We start from the raw sequence: 26751 nt of genomic DNA on the forward strand, positions 1-26751 counted from the left end.
TTCCGCAAGTTCCGTGCCGGAGCGGTGATTGATCCGCCCGCCGTTTCCGTACCTCCTGGCGTACCGCTACGCGCGCGAGCACGAACACGGGCACGCGTGCGCGTCCCTCGCGTCGCCCCTGGAGGCACCATGCGCCTGTCCCGCAGCAGGATCGGAGTCGTCGTCCTGTTCGGTGCGATGGCCCTGACCCTCACCGCGCTGGCCTTCCCGGCCGTGCTCGGTCTGGACAAGCCCGACGGCAACCAGAGCCGGGTGGTGGCCAGTACGAAGTTCGGTCCGCTCACCGAGGCGGACCGCGACTTCGTGGTCAAGGTCCGCGCCGCCGGGCTGTGGGAGTACCCGCTGGGCGAGATGGTGATGGAGCGCGGTACGACGAAGGCGATGAAGACGGCCGGTGAGCACCTGGTCGTCGGGCACGCCGGTCTCGACGCGATGTGCCGCGAGATCTCCCCCGAGTTGGGCATCACGCTGCCCAACCGGGCCTCTCCGCAGCAGGAGGGGTTCGTGGCGACGGTGGACGCCAAGAGCGGCAAGGAGTTCGACTCGGCGGCGGTCAACATCATGCGGGTGACGCACGGCCAGATCTTCCCGGCGATCGCGAAGATCCGCGCGTCCACGAAGAACACCCTCGTGCGACAGCTGGCGGATCTCGCCAACGACACCGTGCTGGACCACATCACGGTGCTGGAGAAGACCGGGCTGGTCGAGTACGACCAGGTCACCTTCAACCAGACCGGCCCGGCGAAGCTGCCCCGGGAGAAGGTCACCCCGCCCCCGCCGCAGCCGGGCGAGCAGGTGCTGGTACTCAAGCCGCGCCCCGACCTGAACGTGAACACCGCCTCCCCGACGCCCACTCCGGCCCCGGCGGCCTCCTGAGTCCGGGAGCACCGCCGGGCGCGCACCGTCGGCCCCGCGGGTCCGGGCGCCGCCGCGCGAGCACGACCGGCCTGCCGAGTCCGGCGTCCCGCACCGGCACCATCACGACCGCGTCACGACCAAAGGCGCGGGGAACGGGCCCCGGCGCCCGCGCGTTCTTAGGGGTTGGCGGCCGACGGAGTCCGCCGGGCCATGACCATCCGGTGCCGGGACCGGTGGTGGGCGGGCCGTCCCCTCCTCCTGCCCTCGCCCTCCCGGGGCCGACGACAGGAAGAGCGGGACCATGACCGCTTCCGGACCGGGCAGCGGCGACACCCCGGACCAGCCGGACGGCACGCCGTCCGTGCCCGAATACGTCTGGCGGCTGTTCCTGGAGGACGACGAGCGCGCCATCCGGGCGTCCGCCCCCAGGGAGCCGGCCGCACGGGACCGGTTCCCCGGCCGGCAGCCGGAGCCCCCCGCCGGCCGGCCCGGCCGCCCGGGCCCCTCCCCCTCCCACTCCCCCTCCCCGCGCGCCTCCGACACGGTCGGCGAGGCGTGGCGTCCGGAGGACCGGTGGGCGGGTCATGCCTGGCGCGAGCTGGACGGCCGGGCCCGGGTGCGGCGGGCCGGCCGGGTGCTCGGCACGGCCGCCGCGGTCGCCCTCGGCCTGACCGCGTGGTCGCAGCTGACCACCGGCCCGGTCACCCCGGGCAGCGGCCCCGCCGAAACGATCGGGCAGCGGCTGGAGGAGAGCCCCGCCCTGCCCTCGGCGGGCTCGGGAACGGGCTCCGGCGCCGGCTCTCCCACGGACTCTCTCGCGGAGTCCCTCGCCCCGACCGAGTCGGCCGCCGCGAGCCCCGCCGTCTTCGACCCCGCACCCTCCGCGATACCCCGGGCACCCGCCTCCTCCTGAACAAACAGCCTCCTGGACACTGCAACGAGCCGGTGCTGCAGTGGTTCCCGTCCTTCGGCCCGATGCGGTTCGCGGCGGGCGACGCGTCCGCGCGGACACGGCGCTGTGGGGGCACCTCGGGCCGGGACTGGTCTGGGTGGCCGGGTTCAGCGCGGTGGGGCTGGTCGTCTTCAGGTTCCGGACGCGCGAGCGCACCCGCCGACGCCGAGCGGGTGCGCTCGCCCGCGGGCGTCAGGCGCTGCGCCTGCGGGACGCCGTCTTCTTGGCGGTGCTCCTGCCCGTGCTCTTGGCGGTCTCCTTGGCCGCGCTGCGGCCGGCGGCCTTCTTGGCGGCGCCCTTGGCCGCCGTCTTCTTCGCGGACGCGGACGTGGACGCGGACGTGCGGGACTTGGCCGTCGACTTCTTCGGCTCCGCCTTCTTCGCCGCCGTCTTCTTCGCGGCAGTGGAGGTCGACTTCTTGCCGCCGGTCTCCTTGGGGGCCCGGCGGGACGAGGTCTTGCGCTGCTGCAGCGGTCTGACCTCGGCCTCCTCGGCCGGCGCGGTCTCCTCGCCGTCCCGGGACTCGCGGGCCGCCCGCACGCTGTTCTCCAGCGCGGCCATCAGGTCGAGCACCTTCCCGGGTGCCGCCTCCTCGCGCGCCTCCGGGGGACGCTCGCCGGCGGCCTTGGCGGCGACGACCTCCTCGACGGCCTCGCGGTACTCGTCGTGCAGGTCGTCCAGGTCGATCTCGCCGAGCGTGTCCATGAGGGCGTCCGCGAGGTCCAGTTCCTGGTCACGCACGGTGACGCCGCCCTCCGGCGCGACGCCCTCGGGGGCCCGCACCTCGTCCGGCCACAGCAGGCCGTGCATCGCGATGGCGTCGCCGACGACCCGGAGCATGCCGAGGCGCTCCCGGCCGCGCAGGGCGAACTTGGCGATCGCGACCCGGTTGCTGCGCTTGAGCGCCTCGCGCAGCAGCGTGTACGGCTTGGCGGCGGGGGCGCCGCTCGCCGCGAGGTAGTAGGCCGAGCCCATCTGGAGCGGGTCGATGCGGTCCTCGGGCACGAAGGCCACGATCTCGATCGTGCGGGCCGTCGGGATGGGAAGCTGGGACAGGTCCTCGTCGGTGATCGGGATCATCGAGCCGTCGGCGTCCTCGTAGGCCTTGCCGATCTCGGCCTGGGTGACCTCGCGGTCCTCCAGTTCGCACACCTTGCGGTAGCGGATCCGGCCGCCGTCCTCCGTGTGGATCTGGCGGAAGGAGACCGCGTGGCTCTCGGTCGCGTTCACCAGTTTGATCGGGATGCTGACCAGGCCGAAGGAGATGGCGCCGTTCCAGATGGATCGCACGTGCAGCACCGTTCCTTTCGGGCGCTTCAAGGCGTTTTGTCCGTGTTCTATGAGATTCTCATGGTATGGCGCCGATGACGGAAGTGGAGGGGCGGCGGGTGGCCCTCAGCAACCTGGACAAGGTGCTGTATCCCGCGGCCGGCCTCACCAAGGGCGAGCTGCTGCACTACTACGCGACGACCGCCCCGGTGCTGCTGCCGCACCTGCGCGACCGTCCGGTCTCCTTCCTGCGGTACCCGGACGGCCCGGACGGCCAGGTGTTCTTCACCAAGAACGTGCCGCCGGGTACGCCCGACTGGGTCACCACGGCCGAGGTGCCCCGCTCGGAGGGCCCGGCGCGGATGGTGCTGGTGCAGGACCTGGCGAGCCTGATGTGGGCGGCGAACCTGGTGACCGAGTTCCACACCCATCAGTGGACCGCGGACGATCCCGGGGAGGCCGACCGGCTGGTGTTCGACCTGGACCCCGGAGCGCCCGCGACCGTGGTGCAGTGCTGCGAGGTGGCGCTGTGGCTGCGGGAGCGGCTGGCGGCGGACGGTGTCGAGGCGTACGCCAAGACCTCGGGGGCCAAGGGGCTGCACCTGCTGGCAGGGGTGCGGGGGTCGTCCTCGGAGCGGGTGTCGGAGTACGCGAAGGCGCTGGCGGTGGAGGCGGAACGGGCGCTGCCGAAGCTGGTGGTACACCGGATGACGCGCAGCCTGCGGCCGGGGAAGGTGTTCGTGGACTGGAGCCAGAACGCGGCCCGCAAGACCACGGCCGCCCCCTACACCGTGCGGGCCCGCGACGTGCCGGCCGTGTCCACCCCGGTGACGTGGGAGGAGGTCGCCGGGTGCGGGCGGGCGGAGCAGTTCGTGTTCCGGCCGGGAGACGTCGGACCGCGGGTGGAGGACTTCGGGGACCTGCTGGCGCCGCTGTTCGACCGGCGGCGGGCGGCGAAGCTGCCCTGACGCCCGGCGCCGGTCACAGGCGGGCCCAGGTGGCGCGGTCGCGGGCCATGGCGTGCAGGGCCTCCACGTCGGCCGGTTTCAGCATCCCGCCCGTCCGGGCCAGCTCGGGCAGCTCCCGGTCGGTGAGGACGCGCACGGAGCGGGGCGGGGCGGTGACGCTCACGTGGGCCGGTTCGACGAGGACGAGGACGGGGCGCACCTGTGCCGTCAGGGCGTAGGAGGCCCGGTCGGCGTCGGCGCGGACCCGGCGCAGCAGGGGAAGCGGTGCGCGGCGGCCCGGCGTCACCAGGGGGTCGTCGATCCGCACCCGCTGTCTGCGGGCGGGCAGCGCGTGGAGGGCGAAGAGGCCGCCGGGCCCGATCAGCAGGTGGTGGAGGCGGTCGCCGCCGGGCAGCGGGAGGGAGTGCAGGGTGTGCCAGCCGGCGCCGTCGAGGCGGTCGAGTGCCTCCCCCGTCGCCTGCTCGGCGGCGAGCGCGCGGCGGCGTGGGTCGGGACGCAGCCGGTGCGCCGGTCCGGGTTCGCGCTCCAGGGCGACCAGGAGGGCCTCGCCGGGACGGTTGGGGGCGAGGTCGTCGTCCGGGTGGAGGGTGAGCCGGGCCAGTTCGGCCGGGGTCGGGACCGGGGGCGGGCCGACGGCCACCTGGCCGGTGAGGAAGGGGGCCAGGGCCTGCAGGACGTCGTCCCTGCGGTCGTCGCTCAGCAGGTTGACGCGGGCCGCCTCACGGTCGTACCAGGCGACGTTCCCGCCGTCCGGGAGACAGACGTAGAGCCGTTCCCGGCCGTGCCGCCGACTCGGTACCACGCGCAGTCCGTCCACGCACAACACCCCCTTCCATGGGACCAGGAGGGGTGCTGCCGGGGCAAGAACCCGGCTGCGTTCGGGTGGAGTCGGGCAGGCCCTGGGCGGGACTGGGGAGGTGCCTTCGCGTACCCGTGGAAAGGTCCGGACGTGCCGGCTCCGGACCGGCCGTGGACGAGATCGTGCCCGGGCCGCGGAGGGGCGGGCACGAGTTCGGGCAGGCGGCCGGGCTGCTGGAGTTCGCCGTGGTGCGGGACGAGTTCGACCTCGTGCAGACGCTGCTGCGGCTGCCCGGCACGGCCCGGACGAGGGCGTCGAGCACCCTGTGTGCCCCCTCCCCGACGGCCCTGTGGACGGCACCCGGCTCGCCGGGGTGATCCGGCTGGCCCGGGCGGCGGGCGAGGCGCTGGACGGAGGCCGGAAGGTCCTCGTCCGCTGCGGTCACGGCCACGACCGCTCCGGACTCGTCGTGGCGCACACCCTGATGCGCCGGGGCCGCAGCGCCGAGGACGCGATCCGGGTGATCCGGTCCCGGCGCTCGCCGTGGGCGCTGCACGACGACCGGTTCGTGGCGTAGCTGCGGGCGGGTCTGCGCACCGTGCGGCAGCCGGAGGAGGTGGCCGAGTGGCCCGGCGGGCCCGCCCGCACGCAAAATGGCCTTCCGTACGAGAACGCGTACGGCGACGCCCGCGGCCGCGCGGCCGAGCCGACGCCGGCCGCCGTTCACCGATCGCCGGTCCCCGACCCCAGGAGTGCAGTGCTCCCGAGCCGCCGCGGGCTCCCCGCCCGCGTCCCCGCCGCCCTCGCGCTGCTCCTGGCGACCACGGCCGCCGCCGGCGCGCTGGCCGCCTGCGGGGACACCGGCGGTCTGCGCGCCGCCGGGGCGACGCCCGCCGCGCGGAATCCGGCCCGGCTCTGGCCCGGGCTGACGCCGGCGTCCAGTCCGGCGTACGACATCGGCGAGGTGGAGCACGCGGTGGTCGAGGGCGTCGCCGTCCCCGGCGGCGACATCCGCAGGGCGGACCCGGTGGCCGCGGTGCGGGCCGAGATCGCCGCGCACCCGGACGACTACGCGGCCGCGAAGGCGCCGTACCACGAGACGTCCGTGCGGATGGCGGACTGCGGCACGGACGGATCCGGGGAGGGCCGCTGCCCGGTGCTGCGGCCGTATTACCGCGACCTGACCGGCGACGGGCGCCCCGAGATGACGCTGGGGTTCCGGCTGCTGCCGGCGAAGCTGACCGCCGTGCGCGTCTACACCGTCGAGAAGGACCGGCTCGTGCGGGTCATGTCCTACGAGGACGCGGTGAGCGCGGTCGAGCTGGCCGGGCGGACGGTGATCGTGCGCTCGCCCTCGGAGGTGGCCGGCTACGAGTACCGCCTGCAGTGGACCTGGGACGCCGATCAGCGGGCCATGCTGCTGACCAGCGACGAGATGCTGCGCACCGACGACGGCGGACGGCACACGAAGCGGCCGTCCACGTCGCCGTCCCCCTCGGCCACCGCCTCGCCGTCCTCCGGTTCGTCGCCCTCCGCCTCGCCGTCCTCCGCCTCGCCGTCCTCCGGTTCGTCGTCCCCGGCGAGCGCCCGGTGAGGCTCGCCCTTCCCCGGTGGGCCGGACCTCTCGCGGTGCGGGCGGCCGTGTTCATCACCGTGATGTGCTGCGCGCTCGCCGCGCTGCTCGGCGTCCTGGTGCACGTCTCGGTGGCGGACCGGACCGTCGGGCAGGCGCGTGAGGTGGCCCTGTCCCGGCTGCGGGACGCCACGGAGGCCTACGAGGCGGGGGACCCGCTGCGCCGCGGGGCCGGCATCGATCCGCCGGGGCTGCCGCGTCGGCTGCGCGAGCTGGCCGTGTCGGGGCGGCGCGGCACGATGGTCGCCGACTACGAGGGGCGCCCCACGATGTGGGCGGCCGGCCCCGCCGACGGCGGCCGGGCGCTGGCGGTGCGGGTCGACCACTCCCAGGGCCAGGCCACCATCGACGGTCTGGACGGCACGCTGGTGTGGGCGTCGGCGCTGGCGATCGGGGCGACGCTGCTGGTCGGCGCGTTCGCGGTGACGCGGGTGACGCGCCGGCTGCACACGACGGCGCGGGTGGCGCGGCGGATCAGCGCCGGGGACCTCGACGCCCGGGTCGGCGATCCGCGCGCGCAGGATCCGACGCGCCCGCAGGACGAGGTGGCGTCGGTCGCCGCCGCGCTGGACTCCATGGCGGCGTCGCTGCAGGGCAAGCTGCTGGCCGAGCAGCGCTTCACCGCCGACGTGGCGCACGAGCTGCGCACCCCGCTCACCGGCCTGCACGCGGCGGCCGAGCTGCTGCCGCCGGGCCGCCCCACCGAGCTGGTGCGGGACCGGGTGGCGGCGCTGCGCACGCTGACCGAGGACCTGCTGGAGATCTCCCGCCTGGAGAGCGGGCGGGAGCGGCCGGCGACGGAGCCGGAGGAGCTGGGCGCGCTGGCCCGGCGGGTGGTGCGGGGCTCGGGCACCGGCACCCGTGTGGACGTCGTACGCGACGCGCGGGTGGAGACCGACCGGCGGCGCCTGGAGCGGGTGCTGGGCAACCTGGTCGCGAACGCGCACCGGCACGGGCGGGCACCGGTGGTGCTGACCGTGGACGGCGCGGTCATCACCGTGCGGGACCACGGGGACGGCTATCCGGAGTACCTCCTCGCGCACGGGCCGCAGCGCTTTCGCACCGAGGGCGGGACCAAGGGGCACGGTCTGGGGCTGACGATCGCCCTGGGGCAGGCCGAGGTGCTGGGCGCGCGGCTGGAGTTCACCAACCCGCCGGACGGCGGGGCGCTGGCCCGGCTGACGCTGCCTCAGCAGCCCTGACCACGGCACTTTCCCCGATGGCTCAGTGCGGCGGGCGGTGCGTCCGGGGCGCTCCTAATGTGGCGGTTAGTGACCCGAAGACGCCTGAAGACGGCGGAAGACGCCTGAAGTCGGCGAAAGACGACGGAAGACGCCTGAAGGCACCTGAAAACCCGTTCGCTCCCGGGAGGTACTCCCATGTCGCTCCTGTCCGCACCGGCCTCGCGCTCTCCCTTGGTCCGCGGCCTCGCCACCGCCCTCGCGGCCGGCGCGCTCGCCACCGCCGTCGCCGTCACGCCCGCCGTCGCGAACGACGACAGGGGCGGCGGCGAGACGTCCTCCACGTCCGGCGTCACCGGCGGGGGAAACGGCGGCGACGCGTGGGGCGGGGGCGACGGCCGCCAGGAGCAGGGCCGCTACCGGGGCGTCGTGACGGCGAGCCGGCTGGCGCTGCACACCTCGCCGGCCCGCGGTTCGGACGTCATCCGCTACGCCCGCCGGGGCGAGGTCGTCTCCATCTACTGCAAGACGCCCGGCAGCAACGTGCAGGGCAACCCCCTCTGGTACCTCCTCACGGACGGCACCTGGGCCTGGGGCGCGGCCCGTTACATCGACAACATCGGCCCCGCGCCGCGCTGGTGCTGAGCAAGACGGCGCGCAGACCACACCATTTGGGTAAGTTCCGGACATGACCAAGGCCGGAACCGGAACCGGACTCACCGTGGCACAGGCGGACACTCCCGCTCCCGTCGCCCGACTCCCCCGGCGCCGGGGCGTCGAACTCGCGCTGATCCTGATGGCCGTCCTGCTGTCGGTGTTCGGCTACTGCAACGTCGGTCTCGCGCAGCACGACGCCCTCCCGCCCGGCGCCGCCGGTTACGGCGCCGGGCTCGGGGTGCTCGCGCTCCTCGCCCATCTGGCGGTACGACTGCGCGCCCCGTACGCCGACCCGCTGCTGCTGCCCATCGGCGTGCTGCTCAACGGCCTGGGCCTGGTGCTGATCTACCGGCTCGACCTGGAGACGCCGGGCGACCGGGCGGCCCCGACCCAGCTGGTGTGGTCCACGCTGGGCGTCGCCCTGTTCATCGTGGTCGTCCTGCTCCTGCGCGACCACCGCGTCCTGCAGCGCTACGCCTACGTGTGCGTGGCCGCCGCGCTCGCCCTGCTCACCGTGCCGATCTTCTTCCCGGCGGTGAACGGCGCCCGCATCTGGATCCGGATCGAGGGCTTCTCCATCCAGCCCGGCGAGTTCGCGAAGGTGCTGCTCGCGGTGTTCTTCGCCGCGTACCTGGCCGCCAACCGCAGCGCGCTGGCGTACGCGGGGCGCCGGGTGTGGCGGCTGCAGCTGCCCACCGGGCGCGTGCTCGGCCCGATCGTGGCGGTGTGGCTGGTCAGCGTCGGCGTCCTGGTCCTGGAGCGGGACCTGGGCACCTCGCTCCTCTTCTTCGGCCTGTTCGTGGTCCTGCTCTACGTCGCCACCGGCCGCACCGGCTGGATCGCCGTCGGCCTGCTGCTGGCCTCGCTGGGCGCGGTGGCCGTGGGCTGGCTGGAGCCGCACGTGCACAGCCGGGTGGAGGACTGGCTGCACCCCTTCGCGTCCATCGAGGCGGGCCGGGGCCCCAACCAGCTCGCCCAGTCCCTCTTCGCCTTCGCGGCGGGCGGGGTGACCGGCACGGGTCTCGGGCTCGGGCACTCCGTGCTGATCGGTTTCGCCGTCAAGTCGGACTTCATCCTGGCGACGGCCGGGGAGGAGCTGGGCTTCCTCGGACTGACCGCGGTGTTCCTGCTGTACGGGCTGCTGGTGGAGCGCGGCTACCGGGCGGGCCTGGGCGCCCGCGACCCCTTCGGGCGGCTGCTGGCGGTCGGGCTCTCCTCGATCGTGGCGCTCCAGGTGTTCGTCATCGCGGGCGGGGTGACCGGGCTGATCCCGTTGACCGGCATGGCGATGCCGTTCCTGGCGCAGGGCGGGTCCTCGGTCGTCACCAACTGGGCGATCGTGGCCCTGCTGATCCGGGTGAGCCACGCGGCCCGGCGCGGGACGCCCTCGTGACCCGGAACATCCGGCACGCGGCCGTCTTCTGCGCGCTGCTGCTGGTCGCGCTGGTGGTCAACGCGGCCCGGGTGCAGATCGTGCAGAAGCCGGAGTACGACGACAACCCGGCCAACCGCCGCCCCGACATCGCCCGCTACCAGCAGCCGCGCGGCGACATCCTGGTCGGCGGCAGGGCCGTCACCGGCTCCCGGGACACCGGCGAGCACCTGCGCTTCGAGCGGACCTACGCCGACGGCCCGATGTACGCGCCGATCACCGGCTTCGCCTCGCAGGCGTACGGGACGACGCTCCTGGAGCACGCCGAGGACGGCCTGCTGTCCGGCGCCGACCCGATGCTCGCGCCGCTCCCGCTGTGGAACGACGTCACGGGCGCCCACAACCCTGGCGGCGACGTGGTGACGACGATCGACGGGGCCGCGCAGCGGGCGGCGTACGAGGGGCTCGGCGGGCGCAAGGGGGCGGTGGCCGCGATCGAGCCGGCCACGGGCCGCGTCCTAGCCCTGGTCTCCACGCCCTCCTACGACCCCCAGGTGCTGTCCGGCAACAGCGCGGCCGCCACCCGCGCCTGGAACCGGCTGAACGCCGACCCGGACAAGCCGATGCTCAACCGGGCGGTGAGCCGGACCTATCCGCCGGGTTCGACGTTCAAGGTGGTCACCGCCGCGGCGGCGCTGGACGCGGGCGTGGTCCGCGACCTGGACGCGCCGACCCGCTCCCCCGACCCGTACACCCTGCCGGGGACGCGGACGAAGCTCACCAACGAGGCCGACGGGTGCCGGAACGCCTCGCTGCGGGAGGCGTTCGAGTGGTCCTGCAACACGGTGTTCGCCAAGCTCGGCGTGGACGTGGGCGTGCGCGGCATGACGGCGATGGCGGAGGCCTTCGGCTTCAACGACGACGGGCTGCGGGTCCCCTTCCCGGTCGCGCGGAGCACCTTCGACACGACGGTGGACCGGGCGCAGCTCGGCCTGTCGTCGATCGGGCAGTACAACACCCGGGCGACTCCGCTGCAGATGGCGATGGTGGCGGCGGCTGTGGCGGGCGGCGGCCAGGTGCGCTCGCCGTACCTGGTGGAGCGGACGCTGCGGGCGGGCGGCAGCCTGGTGGCGGCGGCCGGGTCGCGTCCTTCCCGGGAGGTGATGCGGCCCTCGACGGCGGCCCTGCTCAAGGAGCTGATGACGGGCGTCGTGGACAACGGCACCGGCTCGAAGGCCGCGATCCCGGGGGCCACCGTGGGCGGCAAGACCGGCACCGCCCAGCACGGCGTCGGCAACTCGGGCTCGCCGTACGCGTGGTTCGTCTCCTGGGCGCGAGGCGACGGGGACATGGAGCCGAAAGTCGCGGTGGCGGTGGTGGTCGAGGGCTCGGCGGCGGACCGGGAGGGCGTCAGCGGGGGCGGGCTGGCGGCGCCGATCGCCCGGGCGGTGATGGAGGCGGTGCTCGCTGGATGAGACGGGGGTACCACCTCCCGAGCCGCCCGACCTAACGTTCGGTCCATGACTGACGACGCCGTGTACGAACTCGCCCAGGTCAACATCGCCCGCCTCAAGGCCCCCCTGGACTCACCGCAGTTGAAGGACTTCGTGGACGCGCTCGACCCGGTGAACGCGTCCGCCGACGCGGCGGACGGCTTCGTCTGGCGTCTGCAGAGCGAGGGCGGCGACGCGACCGACATCCCGGTCTTCGGGGACTCCTGGCTGATCGTCAACCTGACGGTGTGGCGGGACGCGAACGCACTGACGGCGTTCATGTACCAGGGGCGGCACCGGGAGATGCTGGCGCGGCGCCGGGAGTGGTTCGACAGGCCGACGGAGGCCGTCACGACCCTGTGGTGGGTGCCGGCGGGCCACCGCCCGACGGTCGCGGAGGCGGAGTCCCGGCTGCTCCACCTGCGCACCCACGGGCCGACACCGTACGCCTTCACGCTGCGGACGTCCTACCCGGCGGGGGCGTCGGCGCCCCTGCTCGGCGACGTACCGGAGGGGCTGGGCTGCTCGCTCTGAGAACCTGAGCAGGTCTCACTTCTTTACTCGCAGTCAACAAGTTGCGCGCAGGGGATTGACGAGCTTGCTGACAAGCAGTCTCATAAGACGCAGCACGCTGGAGTGACCGCGGGTAACACGATCCGTTCGACGAGGTGGGACACAGCCATGACGACCCTGACGGAAGCCGACGCGCTCGAGGGCCTGCGCGACGCGCTCGGCCTGCTCAAGGACCGGGAGCAGGTGGCCGAACGGCTGCTCGACTCGTCCGCCAAGCACTCCTTCGACCCGGACAAGGAGCTGGACTGGGACGCGCCGTTCGAGGACGGCAAGTGGTTCTGGCCGCCGGAGCTGGTGTCGCTGTACGACACCCCGCTGTGGCGGCGGATGAGCGAGGAGCAGCGCATCCTCCTCTCCCAGCACGAGGCCGCCGCGCTCGCCTCGCTCGGCATCTGGTTCGAGCTGATCCTGATGCAGCTCCTGGTCCGGCACATCTACGACAAGGCGGCGACGAGCGCCCACGTGCGCTACGCGCTGACCGAGATCGAGGACGAGTGCCGGCACTCGAAGATGTTCGCCCGGCTGATATCCCGCGGCGAGACGCCCTGGTACCCGGTGAGCCCGGTCCACCAGCACCTCGGCCGCCTCTTCAAGACGATCTCCACCACGCCCGGCTCCTTCACCGCCACGCTGCTCGGCGAGGAGGTCCTGGACTGGATGCAGCGGCTGACCTTCCCGGACGAGCGGGTCCAGCCGCTGATCCGGGGCGTCACGCGCATCCACGTCGTCGAGGAGGCCCGGCACGTGCGCTACGCCCGCGAGGAGCTGCGCCGGCAGATGGTGACGGCACCGAAGTGGTCGCAGGAGTTCACCCGGGTCACCTCCGGCGAGTTCGCCCGCGTCTTCTCCGTCGCCTTCATCAACCCGGAGGTGTACACGAACGTCGGCCTGGACAAGCGCGAGGCCCTGGCCCAGGTCAAGGCGAGCGGCCACCGCAAGGAGATCATGCAGACCGGCGCGAAGCGCCTGACCGACTTCCTGGACGACATCGGCGTCCTGCGCGGCGTCGGCCGGAAGCTGTGGCGGTCCTCGGGGCTGCTCGCGTAAGCCCCTCGGCCGCCCCCGCGACGCCGGGCCACGCGGTTACCCTGCGGACATGAATCCGCAGGCCTCCACCCCCGCCTACCGCCGCCTCAGCGTCGAGGAGCGCCGCCTCCAGTTGCTGGACGCGGCGCTCGCCCTCTTCGCGCACCGGCCCCCGGAGGAGGTCTCCCTGGACGACGTGGCCGAGCAGGCCGGGGTCTCCCGGCCGCTGGTGTACCGGTACTTCCCCGGCGGCAAGCAGCAGTTGTACGAGGCCGCGCTCGGCTCCGCCGCCGACGAGCTCCGCCTGTGCTTCGACGAGCCCCGCGTGGGACCGCTGCTGGCCCGGCTCTCCCGCGCCCTGGACCGCTACCTCGCCTTCGTCGACGAGCACGACACCGGCTTCAGCGCCCTGCTGCGCGGCGGCAGCGTGGTCGAGACCTCGCAGACCTCGGGCATCGTCGACGGCGTACGCCGGGCCGCCGCCGACCACATCATGAGCCACCTGGACGTCGCCGACCCCGGACCCCGGCTGCGCATGACGGTCCGGATGTGGATCACTGCGGTGGAGGCGGCCTCACTGATCTGGCTGGACGAGGACAAGCAGCCGCCCCTCGACGAACTGCGGGAGTGGCTGGTGGAGCAGTTCCTCGCCGTGCTGACGGTCACCGCCCGCCGCGACCCGCAGACCGCGACCCTGGTCGAGGCGCTGTCGGCGGACCTCTGAGACCGGACCCCGGTCGCCGGCCCGGGCGCCGGCCGCCGGCACCGGTGCGCCGATCGCCGACACTGGTCCCGTGAAGAGCGAAGACACCCCCTTCGAGGGCGGCCCCATGGACGGACGCGTACTGCCCGTCCTGGTCGGGATGACCGGGCACCCGCCGAAGACGTACCGCATCCCCGTACCGGACCCGGACGGCGGCCCGGCCACCGTGCTCGTGTACCGGAGGGAGCCCCGGGACCCCCGGGGCGGACTCCGGTTCGCCCGGTGGAAGTACACGTACGACCCCTCGGGCAGGAAGGGCTCCGGCCGGAAGTGGCCCTGGTCGAAACCGGACCGCCCGGCGGCCGCCGATCCAGACGCCACGCCGCACGGCAAGCCGGACGACGCGGACGGGTGACCCCGTTGCGCCGGTCCGCGCACACTCGGCGCGCGAAGCCCGCGGACCCGCCACATGCTCGCCGTGCGAAGCGGACCCACCGCCTCGCACGGGAGGTGATGATGTGTCAGGAAGGCTTACGCGTCTGGCGTGTACGGCGGCACTCGCGGCCGGGATCGTCCTCGCGCCCGTGTCCGCCGCCGCCGAACCGGCACCCGCGACGACCGACGACCGCACCGTGGCGGACCTGCTGACGGACCTTCAGCGGCTGTACCGGGAGGCGGAGCGGGCCACCGAGACCTACAACGGCACCGAGGAGCGGCTGCGGAAGCAGCGTGCCGAGGTGCGGCGGCTGGACGCCGAGCTGGCGCGGGCCCGCACGTCCCTGCACGACAGCCGCGGCGCGGCCGGGCGGCTGGCCCGGCAGCAGTACCAGAACCGCAGCGACCTCTCCCCCTACCTGCGGCTGCTGCTGGCCCGCGACCCGCAGCACGCGATCGACCAGGGTCGTGTGATCGGCCGGCTGGCCCGGGAGCGGGTCGAGACGGTGGGCCGCCTGGCGGGCGACGAGAAGAAGGCCGAGGAGCTGGCCCGGCGCTCGCGCGAGGCGCTGGCCCGGCAGGCCTCCCTCGCCGAACGCCAGGCGAAGGAACGGGACGGCGTGCGCGACCGTCTGCGCGCCGTCGAGGAGCTGCTCGCCTCGCTCACCCCCGAGCAGCTGGCCGCGCTGGCGGAGCTGGAGAAGAGCGGGATCGCCGAGCAGCAGGAGCGCTTCCTGGCGTCCGGCGCGCTCGGCGACGACGCCAAACCGTCCGCCGAGGGCGACCGGGCGGTGCGCTTCGCGGTGGAGCAGCTCGGCAAGCCGTACGAGTGGGGCGCCGAGGGCCCGGCGTCGTACGACTGCTCCGGGCTGACCTCGGTGGCCTGGGAGCGGGCCGGGACCCCGATCCCGCGGACCAGCCAGGAGCAGTGGGCGCGGCTGGAGCACGTGCCGCTGGACCGGCTGCGCCCCGGTGACCTGGTCGTGTACTTCCCGGAGGCCACCCACGTGGCGCTGTACCTCGGCGACGGCATGGTCGTCCAGGCACCCCGACCCGGCGCCGAGGTCAAGGTGTCGCCGATCGCCGCCAACCCGGTGCTCGGCGCCGTACGCCCCGACCCCGGCGAAGAGCCCGTACGGCGCTACACGCCACCGAGGCTCCCCGCGGGGGCGGCGGACGGGTCGGACGAGGGGTACGCGGCCGCTTACGCTCCCGCGGCGCCCGAGACCTCGGCCAGGTAGCCCTCGGTCTTCGCCGGGTCGTAGAAGAAGTTCTCGAAGTCCGACGGGTCGTTGAAGCCGTTGGCGAAGCGGTCGGCGATGGGCTGGAGCTGCGTCGCCGCGCCGAACAGGTTGAGGATGTGCTCCGGCGGCGGGGCCAGCATGGTGTTGGTCCACTTGGTGACGTGCTGGGCGGTCTCCCAGTAGCGGTCGAACGTCTGCTGCATCCAGGCCTCGTCGAACTCCTTGTCCCCGTGCTCGATGATCGACGCGAGGTAGGAGGCGGCACACTTGGAGGCGGAGTTGGAGCCCTGGCCGGTGATCGGGTCGTTGGCGACGACCACGTCGGCGACACCGAGGACCGCGCCGCCGCCGGGGAGGCGGCCGACGGGGTTGCGGACGGTCGGGGCGTAGCGGCCGGCGAGGGTGCCGCCGGCGTCGGTCAGTTCGACCTTGGTGGCCCGCGCGTACTCCCAGGGGAGGAACTTCTCCATGAGTTCCAGGGTCAGGGAGAGGTGCTCCGAGGGGTCCTTGACGTCCTTGAAGGCGTCGAGCGGGCCGCCGGGTATGCCCTCCCAGAACAGGATGTCGGCGCGGCCCGAGGTGGTGAACGTCGGCATGATGAACATCTCGCCGACGCCGGGCACCAGGTTGCAGCGCACGGCCTCCGTGTCCGGGTGCTCGGGGCGCGGGCCCATCCCGTGGACGTAGGCGACGGCGAGGGCGCGCTGCGGCTCGCTGTACGGGGAGCGGGAGGCGTCGCGGCCGAACATCTGGACCAGCTCGCCCTTGCCCGCGGAGACCAGGACGAGGTCGTAGGCGCGGGAGAAGTAGTCGAGGTCGCCGACGGCCGCGCCGTGGATGACCAGCTGGCCGCCGCGCTGCGCGAAGGTCTCCATCCAGCCGGCCATCTTCACCCGCTGGTCGACCGACTGCGCGAAGCCGTCGAGCCGGCCCAGCCAGTCGATCGCGCGCTGCGAGGGACCCGGATCGAAGGAGCCGGGGGCCGCCACCGAGACGCCGAGCCCCTCGATCTTCGGGGCCTGGGACTCCCAGAAGTTCAGCTGGAGATCGCGCTCGTGCTGGAGCGCCGTGTGGAACATGCACTGCGTCGACATGACCCGGCCGGTGCGGATCTCGTCCGCGGTCCGGTTGGACATCAGGGTGACCTCGTAGCCGTGCGACTGCAGGCCGAGGGCGAGCTGGAGACCGGACTGGCCGGCTCCGACGACGAGTATCTTCCGCATGCGGTTCTTCCGCCTCCTACTCGGGGTTCGTCTACTCGGGTGTTTCGTCGAGCGCGTGGCCCACGAGGGACAGAAGGGTCTCGATGACCGAGATCCGGCGGCGCGCATCCATGATCATTACAGGTACGTGCGCCGGGATCGTCAACGCCTCCCGCACGTCCTCCGCCTCGAACAGCTCACTGCCGTCGAAGTGGTTGACCGCGACGACGTACGGCAGTCCGCAGCTCTCGAAGTAGTCGAGGGCCGGCCAGCAGTCCTTCAGACGCCGGGTGTCGGCCAGCACGACGGCGCCGATCGCGCCGCGCACCAGGTCGTCCCACATGAACCAGAACCGCTGCTGGCCCGGGGTGCCGAACAGGTAGAGCACCAGGTCGTCGTCGAGCGTGATGCGGCCGAAGTCCATGGCCACGGTGGTGGTGAGCTTGCCCGGGGTGGCGGTGAGGTCGTCGGTCTCCTCGCTCGCCTCGGTCATCAGCGCCTCCGTCTGCAGGGGCGTGATCTCCGAGACGGCGGTGACCAGCGTGGTCTTGCCCACGCCGAACCCTCCCGCGACGACGATCTTCGTGGCGACCGGAGCGCGGGTGGGATCCGTCTGCCAGGGCTGCACGGGCCCGTCGGTGTCGACGAGCGGGGGGACGCCGAACGCGGCGGCGTCAGAGACGACGGAGTCCACTGAGCACCCTTTCGAGCAGAGCGCGGTCCGGGCGGCCCGTGCCGTGGCCGGTCCCGGTGCCGTACACACGGATCTTTCCCTGGTCCGCCAGGTCGCTGATGAGGACGCGGACCACGCCGAGCGGCATCTTCAGCAGCGCGGCGATCTCGGCCACCGTACGCATGCGGCGGCACAGTTCGACGATGGCCCGCATCTCCGGCATCACGCGGGAGGTGAGGCCGCCGTTGGTCAGTTCCTTGCGCTCCTCGGCGGCTTCGAGCGCGGCGGTGCCGGCCGTGGCGCCGACGAACGTCTCGACGAGCAGGACGTGGCCGAAGCGGGTGCGGCCGCCGGTGAGCGAGTAGGGGCGTACGCGGGCGGGTTTGCGATCGGCGCCGCGCACGGGGAGGCTGCCCCGGCCGTTCTTGCCGGGTTTTCCGGGACTGCTGCTCATCGGGCGCTCCCCGTCGGCTCGGACGACTCGGACGACTCGGACTCCAGGGACTTGCGCAGTTCGCTGCGGAGTTCGGGGGTCAGGACGTGGCCGGCGCGGCCGACGAAGAGCGCCATGTGGTACGCGACGACGCTCATGTCGCACTCCGCGGAGCCGTGCACGCCGAGCAGCGAGCCGTCGCTGATCGACATGACGAACAGGCTGCCCTCGTCCATGGCGACCATCGTGTGCTTCACCGTGCCGAAGTCCATCAGCCGGGCGGCGCCGACGGTCAGGCTGCCCACGCCGGAGACGACGGTGGCGAGGTCGGCGGCGGAGCCCCGCGGTCCCGAGCGGGTGGTCTCGCGGGCCTGCCTGGCCTCCTCGTTGCGGCCGGGGTCGGAGGACAGGAGCAGGAGCCCGTCGGAGGAGACGACGGCGACCGACCGGATGCCGGGCACCTCCTCGACGAGGTTGGTCAGCAGCCAGTGGAGATTGCGGGCTTCACTGCTCAGTCCGAAGGTACTGGGCGCGGTCAACTGCTTGCCTCCTCGACAGTGCCCCCCGTGGTTTCTTCGGTTGTGTCCGCCGCGGCGTCCGGCACTCGGTTCTGTCCGGTGCGATCGGCGATCTCCGCCTCGACGTCCCGGCGGCCGGCCTCCGCCCCCCGGCGGAATCCGCCCAGGCGCCGGCGGAGCGCGTCGGCGTCGACGGAACCCGACGTGCGCGGGCGCGGCACCGCGGCGGGGGTGGTGAGTTTCGGGGTCCGCTTGGGCAGGCCCTTGTCGGTGACGGGGTCGGCGTGCGGTTCGGGCCGGCGGGGCTCCGGTTCGGGGGCGGCCGCGTCCGGTGCGTCCGGGGTGGCCGATCCGTCCGGGGTGGCCGGTCCGTCCCCGATGCCCAGCCCGTCCGAGGTGTCCGGCGCGTCCGGCGTTCGAGCCGCGGCTTCGTCCGGTGTGCGGTCGTGGGCGTCGGGGCCGATGGCGAACGGGTCGCGGCCGGGCTCCGGCCGCGTCTCCGGCTCCGCGAGGGCCGGGAGGAAGAGCGCCATCGTGGCGTCGTCGGGGAGATCGCTGCCGGGGGCGGCCCCGGTCGCCGGGAGTGCCGCCTCCCGCCCGGGCTGCGCCGGGGCGTCCCCGTCGGCGGACCCCGGGGCCGAGGTCTCGCGTCCGTGGCGCTCCCGGGTCGCGGTGTCCGGACCGGCGGCCGGCCGGCTCGCGGCCTCCTCGTGCGCGGACTCCGGGCCGGGATCCGCCTGGCTCGGGGCCTGCCCGCTCGTCGTTGCCGAGTCCGCGGCCTCCCGGCTCCGGGACTCGGGGCGCTCCGGCCCCGGTCCGGCGGCGCCGGGCGCGGGCGCGTCCGAGTCGGGTTCCGTGTGCGGCGTGTCCGGGACCGGTTCGCCGGAGGACGCGTCCGTGTCCACCCCGGCACGGCGTACGGCCGCCTCCGCCGAGGCCACCAACGGGTCGGTGCCGGGTTGCGCGTCGGGACCGGCGTCCTTCGGGGCGTCCGGGTCCGCCTGTTCCGACTTCTCCGCCCGCCCGTGCAGGACGTTGGAGTTGGCCTCCGCGTCGGCGCCGGGCAGGGTGAAGGAGCCGGTGCCGTCGGAGACCGGCACGGTCGGGGCCAGCGCGGCCGGCGGGGCCGCCGCGAGCAGGGGGGCCGGGAGCACGACGACGGCCGCGACCCCGCCCTGCTTCTGCTCCCGCAGCCGTACCCGCGCCCCGTGCCGGTGGGCGAGCCGGGCGACGACGTAGAGGCCGAGACCGAGACCGTCCTCGCCCTCCTCGCCCTCCCGCTCGTACGGCGCCTCCGGGTCGAAGTCGGTGAGGCGGGCGTTGAGCCGCTGGAGGCGTTCGGTGGCCATGCCGATGCCCTCGTCCTGGACGGAGAGCATCACCTCGCCGTTCTCCAGCAGCCATCCGGAGACCTCGACGGGCAGGTCCGGCGGCGAGAAGGAGGTGGCGTTCTCCAGGAGCTCGGCGAGCAGGTGGGAGAGGTCGTCGGCGGCGAAACCGGCCACGTGGGCGTGCGGCGGCAGCGCGGCGATGCGTACCCGCTCGTACCGCTCGATCTCGCTGACCGCGGCCCGGACCACGTCGACCAGCGGCACCGGCGTGGCGCTGTGCTGGACGTGCTCGGTGCCGGCCAGGACCAGGAGGTTCTCGCTGTGCCGGCGCATGACCGTGGCGAAGTGGTCGAGCTTGAACAGGGTGGCGAGCCGGTCCGGGTCCTGCTCGCGCTCCTCCAGGCTCTCGATGACCGCGAGTTGGCGCTCGACCAGGCCGAGGGTGCGCAGCGCGAGGTTGACGAAGGTGGAGCCGATGCTCTTGCGCACCACCTCCAGCCGGGCGGCGGACTCGGCGAGTTCGGCGCGCAGTTCCTCGCGGGCGTCGGCCATCTTCTGCCGCTGGCCGACCAGGTGCTTGCGGTCGGACTCCAGCGTGGCGACCCGCCCCGCGAGCGTGGCGGCGTGCGCGTGCAGGGCGTTGACCGAGCGGACGACCTGGGCGAACTCGTCGTTGCGGCCGGTGAAGGCGACCGGCTCCTCGGCCGTCGGGTCCTCCGCGCCGGCGAGCCGGGCCGAGCCGCGGCGCAGGACCGACAGCGGGCGGGTGAGGGTGCGGGCCAGGGCGGTGGCGATGCCGACCGCGAGCAGGATCAGGGCGCCGAGGACGGCGATCCGGATCTCCAGCGCGGTGACGTCGTCGTCGCGCAGCTGCTCCAGGGCCTTGACGCGCTTCTCGTACAGGGCGGCCTCGGCGCCGCGCATCGCGTCGACGCGGGCGGAGAGCGCGGCGTTCAGCCGCTTGGTGCTGGTGCGCAGGTCGCCGTCGGAGAGCGTCGGCTCGTCGGTGAGGCCGGCGAGGTACTTCTCGGCGGAGTTGACGTCGGGTCCGGCGACGGTCGCGTCGAAGCTGCTCCGCGCCTCCTTGGGGGCGCCCTCGCGGAAGTCGGCGAGGGCGGCGTCGGAGCGGACCCGGGCCTGCTGGGCGGCGGCGGAGAGCGCGTCGCGCTGTTCGGCGTCGGCGTCCGAGGTGGTCGACGTCTCGGTGGGCAGGCCGGTGATCGGGTCGATGACGGTCTGGGTGGTGCTGGGCACGCTCAGGGCCGCGAGCAGCAGTCCCCGGGTGGCGGCGGCCTGCTGGACTGCGGTGTCCAGTTCGGCGAGGGCGTAGGCGCCGGAGCCCGCGCGCGGCGGCATCTCCTCACCCAGCTTCTCGGCCAGGGCGTGGAGTTCGGTGATCGCCTCGGAGTACGCCTCGTGGGCTTCCAGGGCGGTGCTCTTGCCGGTGAGTGCGGCCCGGCGCAGCGCGGCGACGGCGTCGAGGTCCTCGCGCAGGGAGGCGGGCGTGTCGGGGTCGGCGCGCAGTTCCTCGACCTGGCGGTCGACGCGGGCGCTGCGCTGCTCGGAGGGCGCCTTGGACTCGGGGCGGCCGGCCGCGATGTACGGGGTGACCTCGTCGCGTTCGTCGGCGAGGGAGTGGGCGAGGGTGAGCGCGCCCTGGGTCTGCTCGGCGAGCGTCACCAGTTCCTGGGAGTCGTGCAGTTGGCCGGAGGCGGCCACGACCGACGGTGCTCCGGCCCCGGCGACGGCGGCTGCCACGACCGCCACCGCGACGATCAGGCGGTTGCGTACGTGGGTCGGGCGACCCTTGCCGACGGGGGCCTGCGGCGGCGGAGGGGTGGAGGTTCCGGCGGTGCCGGAGGTGTGCTCCGCGCTCCCCGCGGGGGCCGTCTGCTTGCCTGTGCGACGAGGCCGCGTCTTCTGCACCGGTGCTCGCATTCCTGACTCGTGTACCCGTGGGCCCGGGTGGCGCTCCGTCAACTGGCCGGCCGGGGGCGCGGGCACCCTCCGCCGGACGTCGGCACGTTCCCCGGCCGGCAGCGCGTCGGGCGGGGAGACCGTGTGAGCGGGGCAGGCCCCCCACCGGTTCCCGACCCTCCCAGTGCCGGTGGGCGGTGAGCGCGCATCATCCGACCCGCCACCCGAAGGAGTGAACCCCGGAGGGGAGTTGGGGGGCAAGTTCCGCTGGCTCGTGCCGCACGGTCGCGCGGCGAGCCGGTTGGACGTCTGCGACGGGCGGTGGCACTATGTGCCGCCGCGTGCCGCCGGAGAATGGAATTCCCTCCCAAATCCGGCGCCTGACCTGCGTCGCCTCGCCGATTCCGGGAGAAGTCGAGGAAGGTGCCAGCCTTTGGCGAACGCTGTGAAGGGGTCGTGCAGACTGGCCGGATGCGTACGGAACTCGTCTCGGAACCAGGCCTCGCCGACCGGCCCAACGAGGACTTCGCGAGCGTCGGACTACCGGCCTCGGGGCAAGGTGGTTCACTCGTCGTGCTGGACGGTGTGACCCCGCCGCGGACCGCGACGGGGTGTCTGCATTCCGTGCCCTGGTTCACGGCGCGCCTGGGTGGAGCGCTGACCGAACTGACCGTTTCACTCCCGGATCTCCCCCTCGCCGACGCCCTGTCCCGCGCCCTCGCTCGTACCGCGGCGGCACACGCGGAAACCTGTGACCTTTCTCACCCGCGTACGCCGCAGGCGACCGTGGTCCTCGCCCGCTGGTCCCCGGCCGCGGTCGAGTACCTGGTCCTGTCCGACTCCGCCCTGCTCCTGGAGGCCCCCGACGGCACCCTCACGGCCGTCCTGGACGACCGGCTGGCCCGGCTGCCCCGCTCGGCCCTGGCGACCGACGCGATGGTCGACGCCCGCCTGCGCAACAAGGAGGGCGGCTTCTTCACGGCGGCGGCCGATCCCGGGGTGGCGGCGCGGGCCGTGACGGGGACGCTGCCGCGCGAGGGGGTGCGGTCGCTGGCGGCGCTGACGGACGGGGCCGCGCGGTGGGTGGACACGTTCGGGCAGGGCGACTGGGCGGACTGCCTGGCGCTGGTCCGCAAGCAGGGTGCGCAGGCGCTGGTGGACCGGGTGCGGGAGCTGGAGCGCGCGGACGCGGCCGGCGACCGGGCGTTCCTCGGGCGCGGCAAGACGCACGACGACGCGACGGTGGTCTACGCCGAGCTGTGAGAGGGACGGAGCGCGCCGGTGCCACTTCTCCCTCCCCGGTTGAGGCCGGTGCTACTTCTCCATGCCGCGGTTGAGTTCGTGCAGCAGCCGGGCCAGTTCGGTCACCTCGCGCGGGTCCCAGTCGGCGAGCCGGCGGGCGTACCGGGCGCGGCGGGCCTCCCGGACCCGGCCGACCCGCTCCTGGCCCTCGGGGGTGAGTTTGACCAGCCAGGCCCGCCCGTCGGCGGGGTCGGGCTCGCGGGCGACGAGGCCGAGTTCCTCCAGGGCGCGCAGCTGGCGGGACATCGTGGCCTTGCCGACGCCGATGAAGGCGGCGAGGTCGGTGGCGCGCTGGCCGCCGCACTCACCGAGCCGGACCAGCAGGCCGTACGCCGACGACTCCAGGTCGGGGTGGACCTCCCGGGCCATCTCGCCCTGGTTGGCCCGGGCCCGTCGCAGCAGGACGGTCATCTCCCGCTCCAGGGCCAGGAACTCCGGTTGGTTCACACCACTGCCGGACAGGTGGGATTCAGCTCCGCGACCGCCGCCGTTCCCGTCTTCGTGCACGTCAGCCCCTGCCTCGATTTTCCGGTCCTGAAAGTTTCCGCCACCGGCCGCCATCGCCGCAGCTCGCCAAGTATTTCGCAGGCTTAGACCAACGGCGGCTCCCGGTCCTCTTCCACCCGCCGTTTCTACGTGCGTAGAGTCTTCACCGGACCTCCGGATGGCATGCGCACGCCAGTCCCGTGCCCTCCAGGGGTTCTCCCCACTCGCGCATCCCCCACCGAGCACCACCGAGCCATCGGAGGCACGTCATGCTCGTGCACAGATCCGGATCGGCCCGCGGGCGGCGGTTCGCCGTCACCGGGATCCTGCTCGCCGCGTTCTCCCTCGTGTTCACGCTTCCCGCCGACGCCTCGTCGTCCGCGGACGTCCCGCCGCGCGGCTCCGCCCACATGGGCATGGGCGTCGCGGCCCACGACGGCGAACACGGCACCCCCGTCCCGGGCCGCGCGGTCCAGACGGAGGGCGTCGACGTCTCCAGCCACCAGGGCAACGTCGCCTGGTCGACCCTGTGGAACAGCGGCGTCAAGTGGGCCTACGCCAAGGCCACCGAGGGGACGTACTACACCAACCCCTACTTCGCCCAGCAGTACAACGGCTCCTACAACGTCGGCATGATCCGCGGCGCGTACCACTTCGCCACCCCGGACACGACGAGCGGCGCCACCCAGGCCAACTACTTCGTCGACCACGGCGGCGGCTGGTCCCGGGACGGCAAGACCCTGCCGGGCGCGCTCGACATCGAGTGGAACCCGTACGGCGCCACCTGCTACGGCAAGTCGCAGAGCGGGATGGTCTCCTGGATCCGCGACTTCCTGAACACCTACAAGGCCCGTACCGGCCGGGACGCCGTGATCTACACGGCGACCAGCTGGTGGACCCAGTGCACCGGCAACTACGGCGGCTTCGCCTCGAACAACCCGCTCTGGATCGCCCGGTACGCCTCGACGGTGGGCACGCTGCCGGCCGGCTGGGGCTACTACACGATGTGGCAGTACACGTCGTCCGGTCCGACGGTCGGCGACCACAACAAGTTCAACGGCGCGCTGGACCGCGTCCAGGCGCTCGCGAACGGCTGACGGGCCCCATGGCACAGGGAAGGCCCGGGTTCCTCTCCGGAACCCGGGCCTTCCCCCCTTTCTCATCCGGTCGCGTCCGTCACGCCGCGACCGGAACCTCCGGCTGCGCACCGCTGGTCGCCGGTGCGAGCGCCAGTTCCAGCACCTGGCGGACGTCGGTGACGGCGTGGACGTCGAGCTTGTCCAGCACCTGGGCCGGGACGTCGTCCAGGTCGGGTTCGTTGCGCTTGGGGATGATCACCGTGGTGATCCCGGCCCGGTGCGCGGCGAGCAGCTTCTGCTTCACCCCGCCGATCGGCAGCACGCGCCCGGTCAGCGAGACCTCGCCGGTCATCGCCACGTCGGTGCGCACCAGCCGGCCGGACAGCAGCGAGGCGAGGGCGGTGGTCATGGTGACGCCGGCGCTCGGGCCGTCCTTGGGGACCGCGCCCGCCGGGAAGTGGATGTGGACTCCCCGGTCCTTCAGGTCGCCGACCGGCAGTTCCAGCTCGGCGCCGTGGCTGCGCAGGAAGCTCAGCGCGATCTGCGCCGACTCCTTCATCACGTCGCCCAGCTGACCGGTCAGGGTCAGCCCGGCCGCGCCCGTCTCCGGGTCGGCGAGCGACGCCTCGACGTAGAGGACGTCGCCGCCCGCGCCGGTGACCGCGAGGCCGGTGGCCACGCCGGGCACCGCGGTGCGCCGCTCGGCCGGGTCCTGGGCGGACTCGGGCACGTGGTGCGGCCGCCCGATCAGGCCGCGCAGGTCGGCGTCGGTGACGGTGAACGGCAGCTCCCGCTCGCCCAGCTCGTGCTGGGCCGCCACCTTGCGCAGCAGCCGCGCGATCGACCGTTCCAGGGTGCGCACGCCCGCCTCGCGGGTGTACTCGCCGGCCAGCTTGCGCAGCGCGCCCTCGTCGACGGTGACCTCGTCGGCGTCGAGTCCGGCCCGCTCCAGCTGGCGCGGGAGCAGGTGGTCACGGGCGATGACGACCTTCTCGTCCTCGGTGTAGCCGTCGAGGCGGACCAGCTCCATGCGGTCGAGCAGGGCCTCCGGGATGGCCTCCAGGACGTTGGCGGTGGCGAGGAAGACCACGTCGGACAGGTCCAGCTCGACCTCCAGGTAGTGGTCCCGGAAGGTGTGGTTCTGGGCCGGGTCCAGGACCTCCAGCAGGGCCGCGGCCGGGTCGCCCCGGAAGTCGGAGCCCACCTTGTCGATCTCGTCGAGCAGGACGACCGGGTTCATGGACCCCGCCTCCTTGATCGCCCGCACGATCCGGCCGGGCAGCGCGCCGACGTAGGTACGCCGGTGGCCGCGGATCTCGGCCTCGTCGCGGACGCCGCCGAGGGCGACGCGGACGAACTTGCGGCCCATCGCGTGGGCGACGGACTCGCCGAGCGAGGTCTTGCCGACGCCGGGCGGGCCCACCAGGGCAAGCACGGCACCGCCGCGCCGGCCGCCGACGACGCCGAGGCCCCGGTCGCCGCGCCGCTTGCGCACGGCCAGGTACTCGGTGATGCGCTCCTTCACGTCCTCCAGGCCCGCGTGCTCGGCGTCGAGCACGGACTGGGCGCCGCGGATGTCGTAGGCGTCCTCGGTGCGCTCGTTCCAGGGCATCTCCAGGACCGTGTCGAGCCAGGTGCGGATCCAGGAGCCCTCGGGCGACTGGTCGGAGGACCGCTCCAGCTTGTCGACCTCCTTGAGCGCGGCCTCGCGGACCTTCTCCGGCAGGTCGGCGGCCTCGACGCGGGCGCGGTAGTCGTCGGACTCCTCGCCCTCCTGCTCGCCGTTGATCTCGCGCAGCTCCTTGCGTACGGCTTCGAGCTGGCGGCGCAGCAGGAACTCCCGCTGCTGCTTGTCGACGCCCTCCTGGACGTCCTTGGCGATGGTCTCGGCGACGTCCTGCTCGGCGAGGTGGTCGCGCAGCTGCTGGGTGGCGAGCTTGAGGCGGGCGACCGGGTCGGTGGTCTCGAGCAGCTCGACCTTCTGCTCGGTGCTGAGGAAGGGCGAGTAGCCGGAGTTGTCGGCGAGCGCGGACACGTCGTCGATGGCCTGGACGCGGTCGACGACCTGCCATGCACCGCGCTTGCGCAGCCACGCGGTGGCGAGCGCCTTGTACTCCTTCACCAGCTCGACGACCTGTCCGGGCAGCGGATCGGGGACGGTCTCGTCGACGCGGGTGCCCTCGACCCAGAGCGCGGCGCCGGGGCCGGTGGTGCCGGCGCCGATCCGCACCCGGCCCCGGCCGCGGATCAGGGCGCCGGGGTCGCCGTCGGCCAGGCGGCCGACCTGCTCGACCGTGCCGAGGACGCCGGTGGCGGCGTGGGTGCCGTCGATGCGCGGGACGAGGAGGACGCGGGGCTTGCCGGGTTCGGACCTCGCGGCGGCCTGGGCGGCCTCCACCGCGGCCCGTACCTCGGCGTCGCTCAGGTCCAGGGGGACGACCATTCCGGGCAGGACCACTTCGTCGTCGAGCGGCAGCACGGGCAGGGTGAGCGGTGTGAAGGCGGCGGACTCAGCAGCCATGATCTCCCCTTCGGCAGTCAAGTTGAGTTACATCGACTCAATGAAAGGGAGTCCGTGATTGTTCCCCACGGGGTGTTCGCTCTGAGCGATCAAAACTCCGGGCCCGTGCACGCCGGGCACCCTGTC

The 26751-nt window shown here is 73.6% G+C and carries 24 protein-coding genes and 1 pseudogene; 16 read left to right on the forward strand and 9 right to left on the reverse strand.

Going from position 1 to position 26751, the window contains the following annotated elements:
- The first annotated feature begins 129 nt into the window (after positions 1-129).
- Positions 130-876: a DUF4142 domain-containing protein gene (locus NI25_RS12700; RefSeq protein WP_061442553.1), complete on the forward strand. Its 747-nt coding sequence runs from the start codon at positions 130-132 to the stop codon at positions 874-876.
- Between the two features lie 283 nt (positions 877-1159).
- Positions 1160-1771: a hypothetical protein gene (locus tag NI25_RS12705; protein ID WP_061442554.1), complete on the forward strand. Its 612-nt coding sequence runs from the start codon at positions 1160-1162 to the stop codon at positions 1769-1771.
- A 231-nt stretch (positions 1772-2002) separates the two neighbouring features.
- Here the strand turns inward: NI25_RS12705 and NI25_RS12710 are convergent, their stop codons facing one another.
- Positions 2003-3100 carry a Ku protein gene (locus NI25_RS12710; RefSeq protein ID WP_061446896.1) on the reverse strand — a complete coding sequence of 366 codons (1098 nt, stop codon included), beginning with the start codon at positions 3098-3100 and terminating at the stop codon, positions 2003-2005.
- A gap of 65 nt (positions 3101-3165) precedes the next feature.
- Between NI25_RS12710 and ligD the strand changes: the two genes are divergently transcribed.
- Positions 3166-4047, forward strand: a complete 882-nt coding sequence (gene ligD, locus NI25_RS12715; protein WP_061442555.1) for a non-homologous end-joining DNA ligase — start codon at positions 3166-3168, stop codon at positions 4045-4047.
- Between the two features lie 13 nt (positions 4048-4060).
- Here ligD and NI25_RS12720 read toward each other — a convergent pair whose 3' ends face one another.
- The gene (locus tag NI25_RS12720) at positions 4061-4864 is read right to left on the reverse strand and encodes a nuclease-related domain-containing protein (protein ID WP_061442556.1); all 804 of its coding nucleotides are present in this window, start codon (positions 4862-4864) and stop codon (positions 4061-4063) included.
- A gap of 132 nt (positions 4865-4996) precedes the next feature.
- Between NI25_RS12720 and NI25_RS12725 the strand changes: the two are divergent.
- The 11 genes and pseudogenes from NI25_RS12725 (at position 4997) to NI25_RS12775 (ending at position 15160) form a co-directional block, all read left to right on the forward strand.
- A pseudogene (locus NI25_RS12725) lies at positions 4997-5423 on the forward strand (protein-tyrosine phosphatase family protein).
- Between the two features lie 180 nt (positions 5424-5603).
- Entirely contained in the window at positions 5604-6440 is an 837-nt protein-coding gene (locus tag NI25_RS12730) for a hypothetical protein (protein WP_061442557.1), read from the forward strand.
- Positions 6437-7681 carry an ATP-binding protein gene (locus NI25_RS12735; RefSeq protein WP_061442558.1) on the forward strand — a complete coding sequence of 415 codons (1245 nt, stop codon included), beginning with the start codon at positions 6437-6439 and terminating at the stop codon, positions 7679-7681. Before NI25_RS12730 ends, NI25_RS12735 begins: the two co-directional genes overlap by 4 nt.
- 177 nt (positions 7682-7858) lie before the next feature.
- The gene (locus tag NI25_RS12740) at positions 7859-8305 is read left to right on the forward strand and encodes an SH3 domain-containing protein (protein ID WP_061442559.1); all 447 of its coding nucleotides are present in this window, start codon (positions 7859-7861) and stop codon (positions 8303-8305) included.
- Between the two features lie 43 nt (positions 8306-8348).
- Complete coding sequence (locus NI25_RS12745) at positions 8349-9710, forward strand: FtsW/RodA/SpoVE family cell cycle protein (RefSeq protein ID WP_061442560.1); 1362 nt, start codon at positions 8349-8351, stop codon at positions 9708-9710.
- Complete coding sequence (locus tag NI25_RS12750; protein ID WP_061442561.1) at positions 9707-11164, forward strand: penicillin-binding transpeptidase domain-containing protein; 1458 nt, start codon at positions 9707-9709, stop codon at positions 11162-11164. The genes NI25_RS12745 and NI25_RS12750 overlap by 4 nt, the downstream gene beginning before the upstream one ends.
- Before the next feature lie 45 nt (positions 11165-11209).
- Entirely contained in the window at positions 11210-11716 is a 507-nt protein-coding gene (locus NI25_RS12755) for a DUF3291 domain-containing protein (protein ID WP_107071712.1), read from the forward strand.
- A 147-nt stretch (positions 11717-11863) separates the two neighbouring features.
- On the forward strand, positions 11864-12802 hold the full coding sequence (locus NI25_RS12760; protein ID WP_061442562.1) for an AurF N-oxygenase family protein: 939 nt from the start codon (positions 11864-11866) through the stop codon (positions 12800-12802).
- A 49-nt stretch (positions 12803-12851) separates the two neighbouring features.
- Positions 12852-13505: a TetR/AcrR family transcriptional regulator gene (locus NI25_RS12765; protein WP_061442563.1), complete on the forward strand. Its 654-nt coding sequence runs from the start codon at positions 12852-12854 to the stop codon at positions 13503-13505.
- Positions 13506-13575: 70 nt separating this feature from the next.
- On the forward strand, positions 13576-13899 hold the full coding sequence (locus NI25_RS12770) for a hypothetical protein (protein ID WP_061442564.1): 324 nt from the start codon (positions 13576-13578) through the stop codon (positions 13897-13899).
- A gap of 103 nt (positions 13900-14002) precedes the next feature.
- Positions 14003-15160, forward strand: a complete 1158-nt coding sequence (locus NI25_RS12775) for a C40 family peptidase (protein WP_061442565.1) — start codon at positions 14003-14005, stop codon at positions 15158-15160.
- Here NI25_RS12775 and NI25_RS12780 read toward each other — a convergent pair.
- Genes NI25_RS12780 through NI25_RS12800 form a run of 5 tightly spaced genes read right to left on the reverse strand, consistent with a single transcriptional unit; the run spans position 15124 to position 21246 of the window.
- Positions 15124-16386 (reverse strand): styrene monooxygenase/indole monooxygenase family protein, encoded by a 1263-nt coding sequence (locus tag NI25_RS12780; RefSeq protein WP_061442566.1) that lies wholly within the window; start codon positions 16384-16386, stop codon positions 15124-15126. The two genes, NI25_RS12775 and NI25_RS12780, sit on opposite strands and share 37 nt — an antisense overlap.
- 31 nt (positions 16387-16417) lie before the next feature.
- Complete coding sequence (locus NI25_RS12785; RefSeq protein WP_061442567.1) at positions 16418-17059, reverse strand: GTP-binding protein; 642 nt, start codon at positions 17057-17059, stop codon at positions 16418-16420.
- A complete protein-coding gene (locus tag NI25_RS12790; RefSeq protein WP_061442568.1) occupies positions 17040-17492 on the reverse strand; it encodes a DUF742 domain-containing protein in 453 nt (150 codons plus the stop codon). The genes NI25_RS12785 and NI25_RS12790 overlap by 20 nt, the downstream gene beginning before the upstream one ends.
- On the reverse strand, positions 17489-18010 hold the full coding sequence (locus tag NI25_RS12795; protein WP_061442569.1) for a roadblock/LC7 domain-containing protein: 522 nt from the start codon (positions 18008-18010) through the stop codon (positions 17489-17491). Before NI25_RS12795 ends, NI25_RS12790 begins: the two co-directional genes overlap by 4 nt.
- Positions 18007-21246, reverse strand: a complete 3240-nt coding sequence (locus NI25_RS12800) for a nitrate- and nitrite sensing domain-containing protein (protein ID WP_078884606.1) — start codon at positions 21244-21246, stop codon at positions 18007-18009. Before NI25_RS12800 ends, NI25_RS12795 begins: the two co-directional genes overlap by 4 nt.
- A gap of 462 nt (positions 21247-21708) precedes the next feature.
- On the opposite strand from NI25_RS12800, the gene NI25_RS12805 reads away from it, so the two are divergent.
- The gene (locus NI25_RS12805) at positions 21709-22500 is read left to right on the forward strand and encodes a protein phosphatase 2C domain-containing protein (RefSeq protein ID WP_061442571.1); all 792 of its coding nucleotides are present in this window, start codon (positions 21709-21711) and stop codon (positions 22498-22500) included.
- 51 nt (positions 22501-22551) lie between these two features.
- Here the strand turns inward: NI25_RS12805 and NI25_RS12810 are convergent, their stop codons facing one another.
- On the reverse strand, positions 22552-23046 hold the full coding sequence (locus NI25_RS12810) for a MarR family winged helix-turn-helix transcriptional regulator (RefSeq protein ID WP_061442572.1): 495 nt from the start codon (positions 23044-23046) through the stop codon (positions 22552-22554).
- A 248-nt stretch (positions 23047-23294) separates the two neighbouring features.
- On the opposite strand from NI25_RS12810, the gene NI25_RS12815 reads away from it, so the two are divergent.
- The gene (locus NI25_RS12815; RefSeq protein WP_061442573.1) at positions 23295-24122 is read left to right on the forward strand and encodes a lysozyme; all 828 of its coding nucleotides are present in this window, start codon (positions 23295-23297) and stop codon (positions 24120-24122) included.
- Between the two features lie 79 nt (positions 24123-24201).
- Here NI25_RS12815 and lon read toward each other — a convergent pair whose 3' ends face one another.
- Entirely contained in the window at positions 24202-26625 is a 2424-nt protein-coding gene (gene lon, locus NI25_RS12820) for an endopeptidase La (RefSeq protein WP_061442574.1), read from the reverse strand.
- Between the last annotated feature and the right edge of the window lie 126 nt (positions 26626-26751).

The sequence above is a fragment of the Streptomyces sp. CCM_MD2014 genome (assembly GCF_000772045.1).
Lineage (GTDB): Bacteria > Actinomycetota > Actinomycetes > Streptomycetales > Streptomycetaceae > Streptomyces > Streptomyces salinarius.

Excerpts from the sequence above, each read along its gene's own strand:
- NI25_RS12700 (WP_061442553.1), top strand. The coding sequence starts at position 130 with ATGCGCCTGTCCCGCAGCAGGATCGGAGTCGTCGTCCTGTTCGGTGCG.
- NI25_RS12705 (WP_061442554.1), top strand. The coding sequence starts at position 1,160 with ATGACCGCTTCCGGACCGGGCAGCGGCGACACCCCGGACCAGCCGGAC.
- ligD (WP_061442555.1), top strand. The coding sequence starts at position 3,166 with ATGGCGCCGATGACGGAAGTGGAGGGGCGGCGGGTGGCCCTCAGCAAC.
- NI25_RS12740 (WP_061442559.1), top strand. The coding sequence starts at position 7,859 with ATGTCGCTCCTGTCCGCACCGGCCTCGCGCTCTCCCTTGGTCCGCGGC.
- NI25_RS12745 (WP_061442560.1), top strand. The coding sequence starts at position 8,349 with ATGACCAAGGCCGGAACCGGAACCGGACTCACCGTGGCACAGGCGGAC.
- NI25_RS12755 (WP_107071712.1), top strand. The coding sequence starts at position 11,210 with ATGACTGACGACGCCGTGTACGAACTCGCCCAGGTCAACATCGCCCGC.
- NI25_RS12760 (WP_061442562.1), top strand. The coding sequence starts at position 11,864 with ATGACGACCCTGACGGAAGCCGACGCGCTCGAGGGCCTGCGCGACGCG.
- NI25_RS12765 (WP_061442563.1), top strand. The coding sequence starts at position 12,852 with ATGAATCCGCAGGCCTCCACCCCCGCCTACCGCCGCCTCAGCGTCGAG.
- NI25_RS12780 (WP_061442566.1), bottom strand. The coding sequence starts at position 16,386 with ATGCGGAAGATACTCGTCGTCGGAGCCGGCCAGTCCGGTCTCCAGCTC.
- NI25_RS12790 (WP_061442568.1), bottom strand. The coding sequence starts at position 17,492 with ATGAGCAGCAGTCCCGGAAAACCCGGCAAGAACGGCCGGGGCAGCCTC.
- NI25_RS12805 (WP_061442571.1), top strand. The coding sequence starts at position 21,709 with ATGCGTACGGAACTCGTCTCGGAACCAGGCCTCGCCGACCGGCCCAAC.
- NI25_RS12815 (WP_061442573.1), top strand. The coding sequence starts at position 23,295 with ATGCTCGTGCACAGATCCGGATCGGCCCGCGGGCGGCGGTTCGCCGTC.
- lon (WP_061442574.1), bottom strand. The coding sequence starts at position 26,625 with ATGGCTGCTGAGTCCGCCGCCTTCACACCGCTCACCCTGCCCGTGCTG.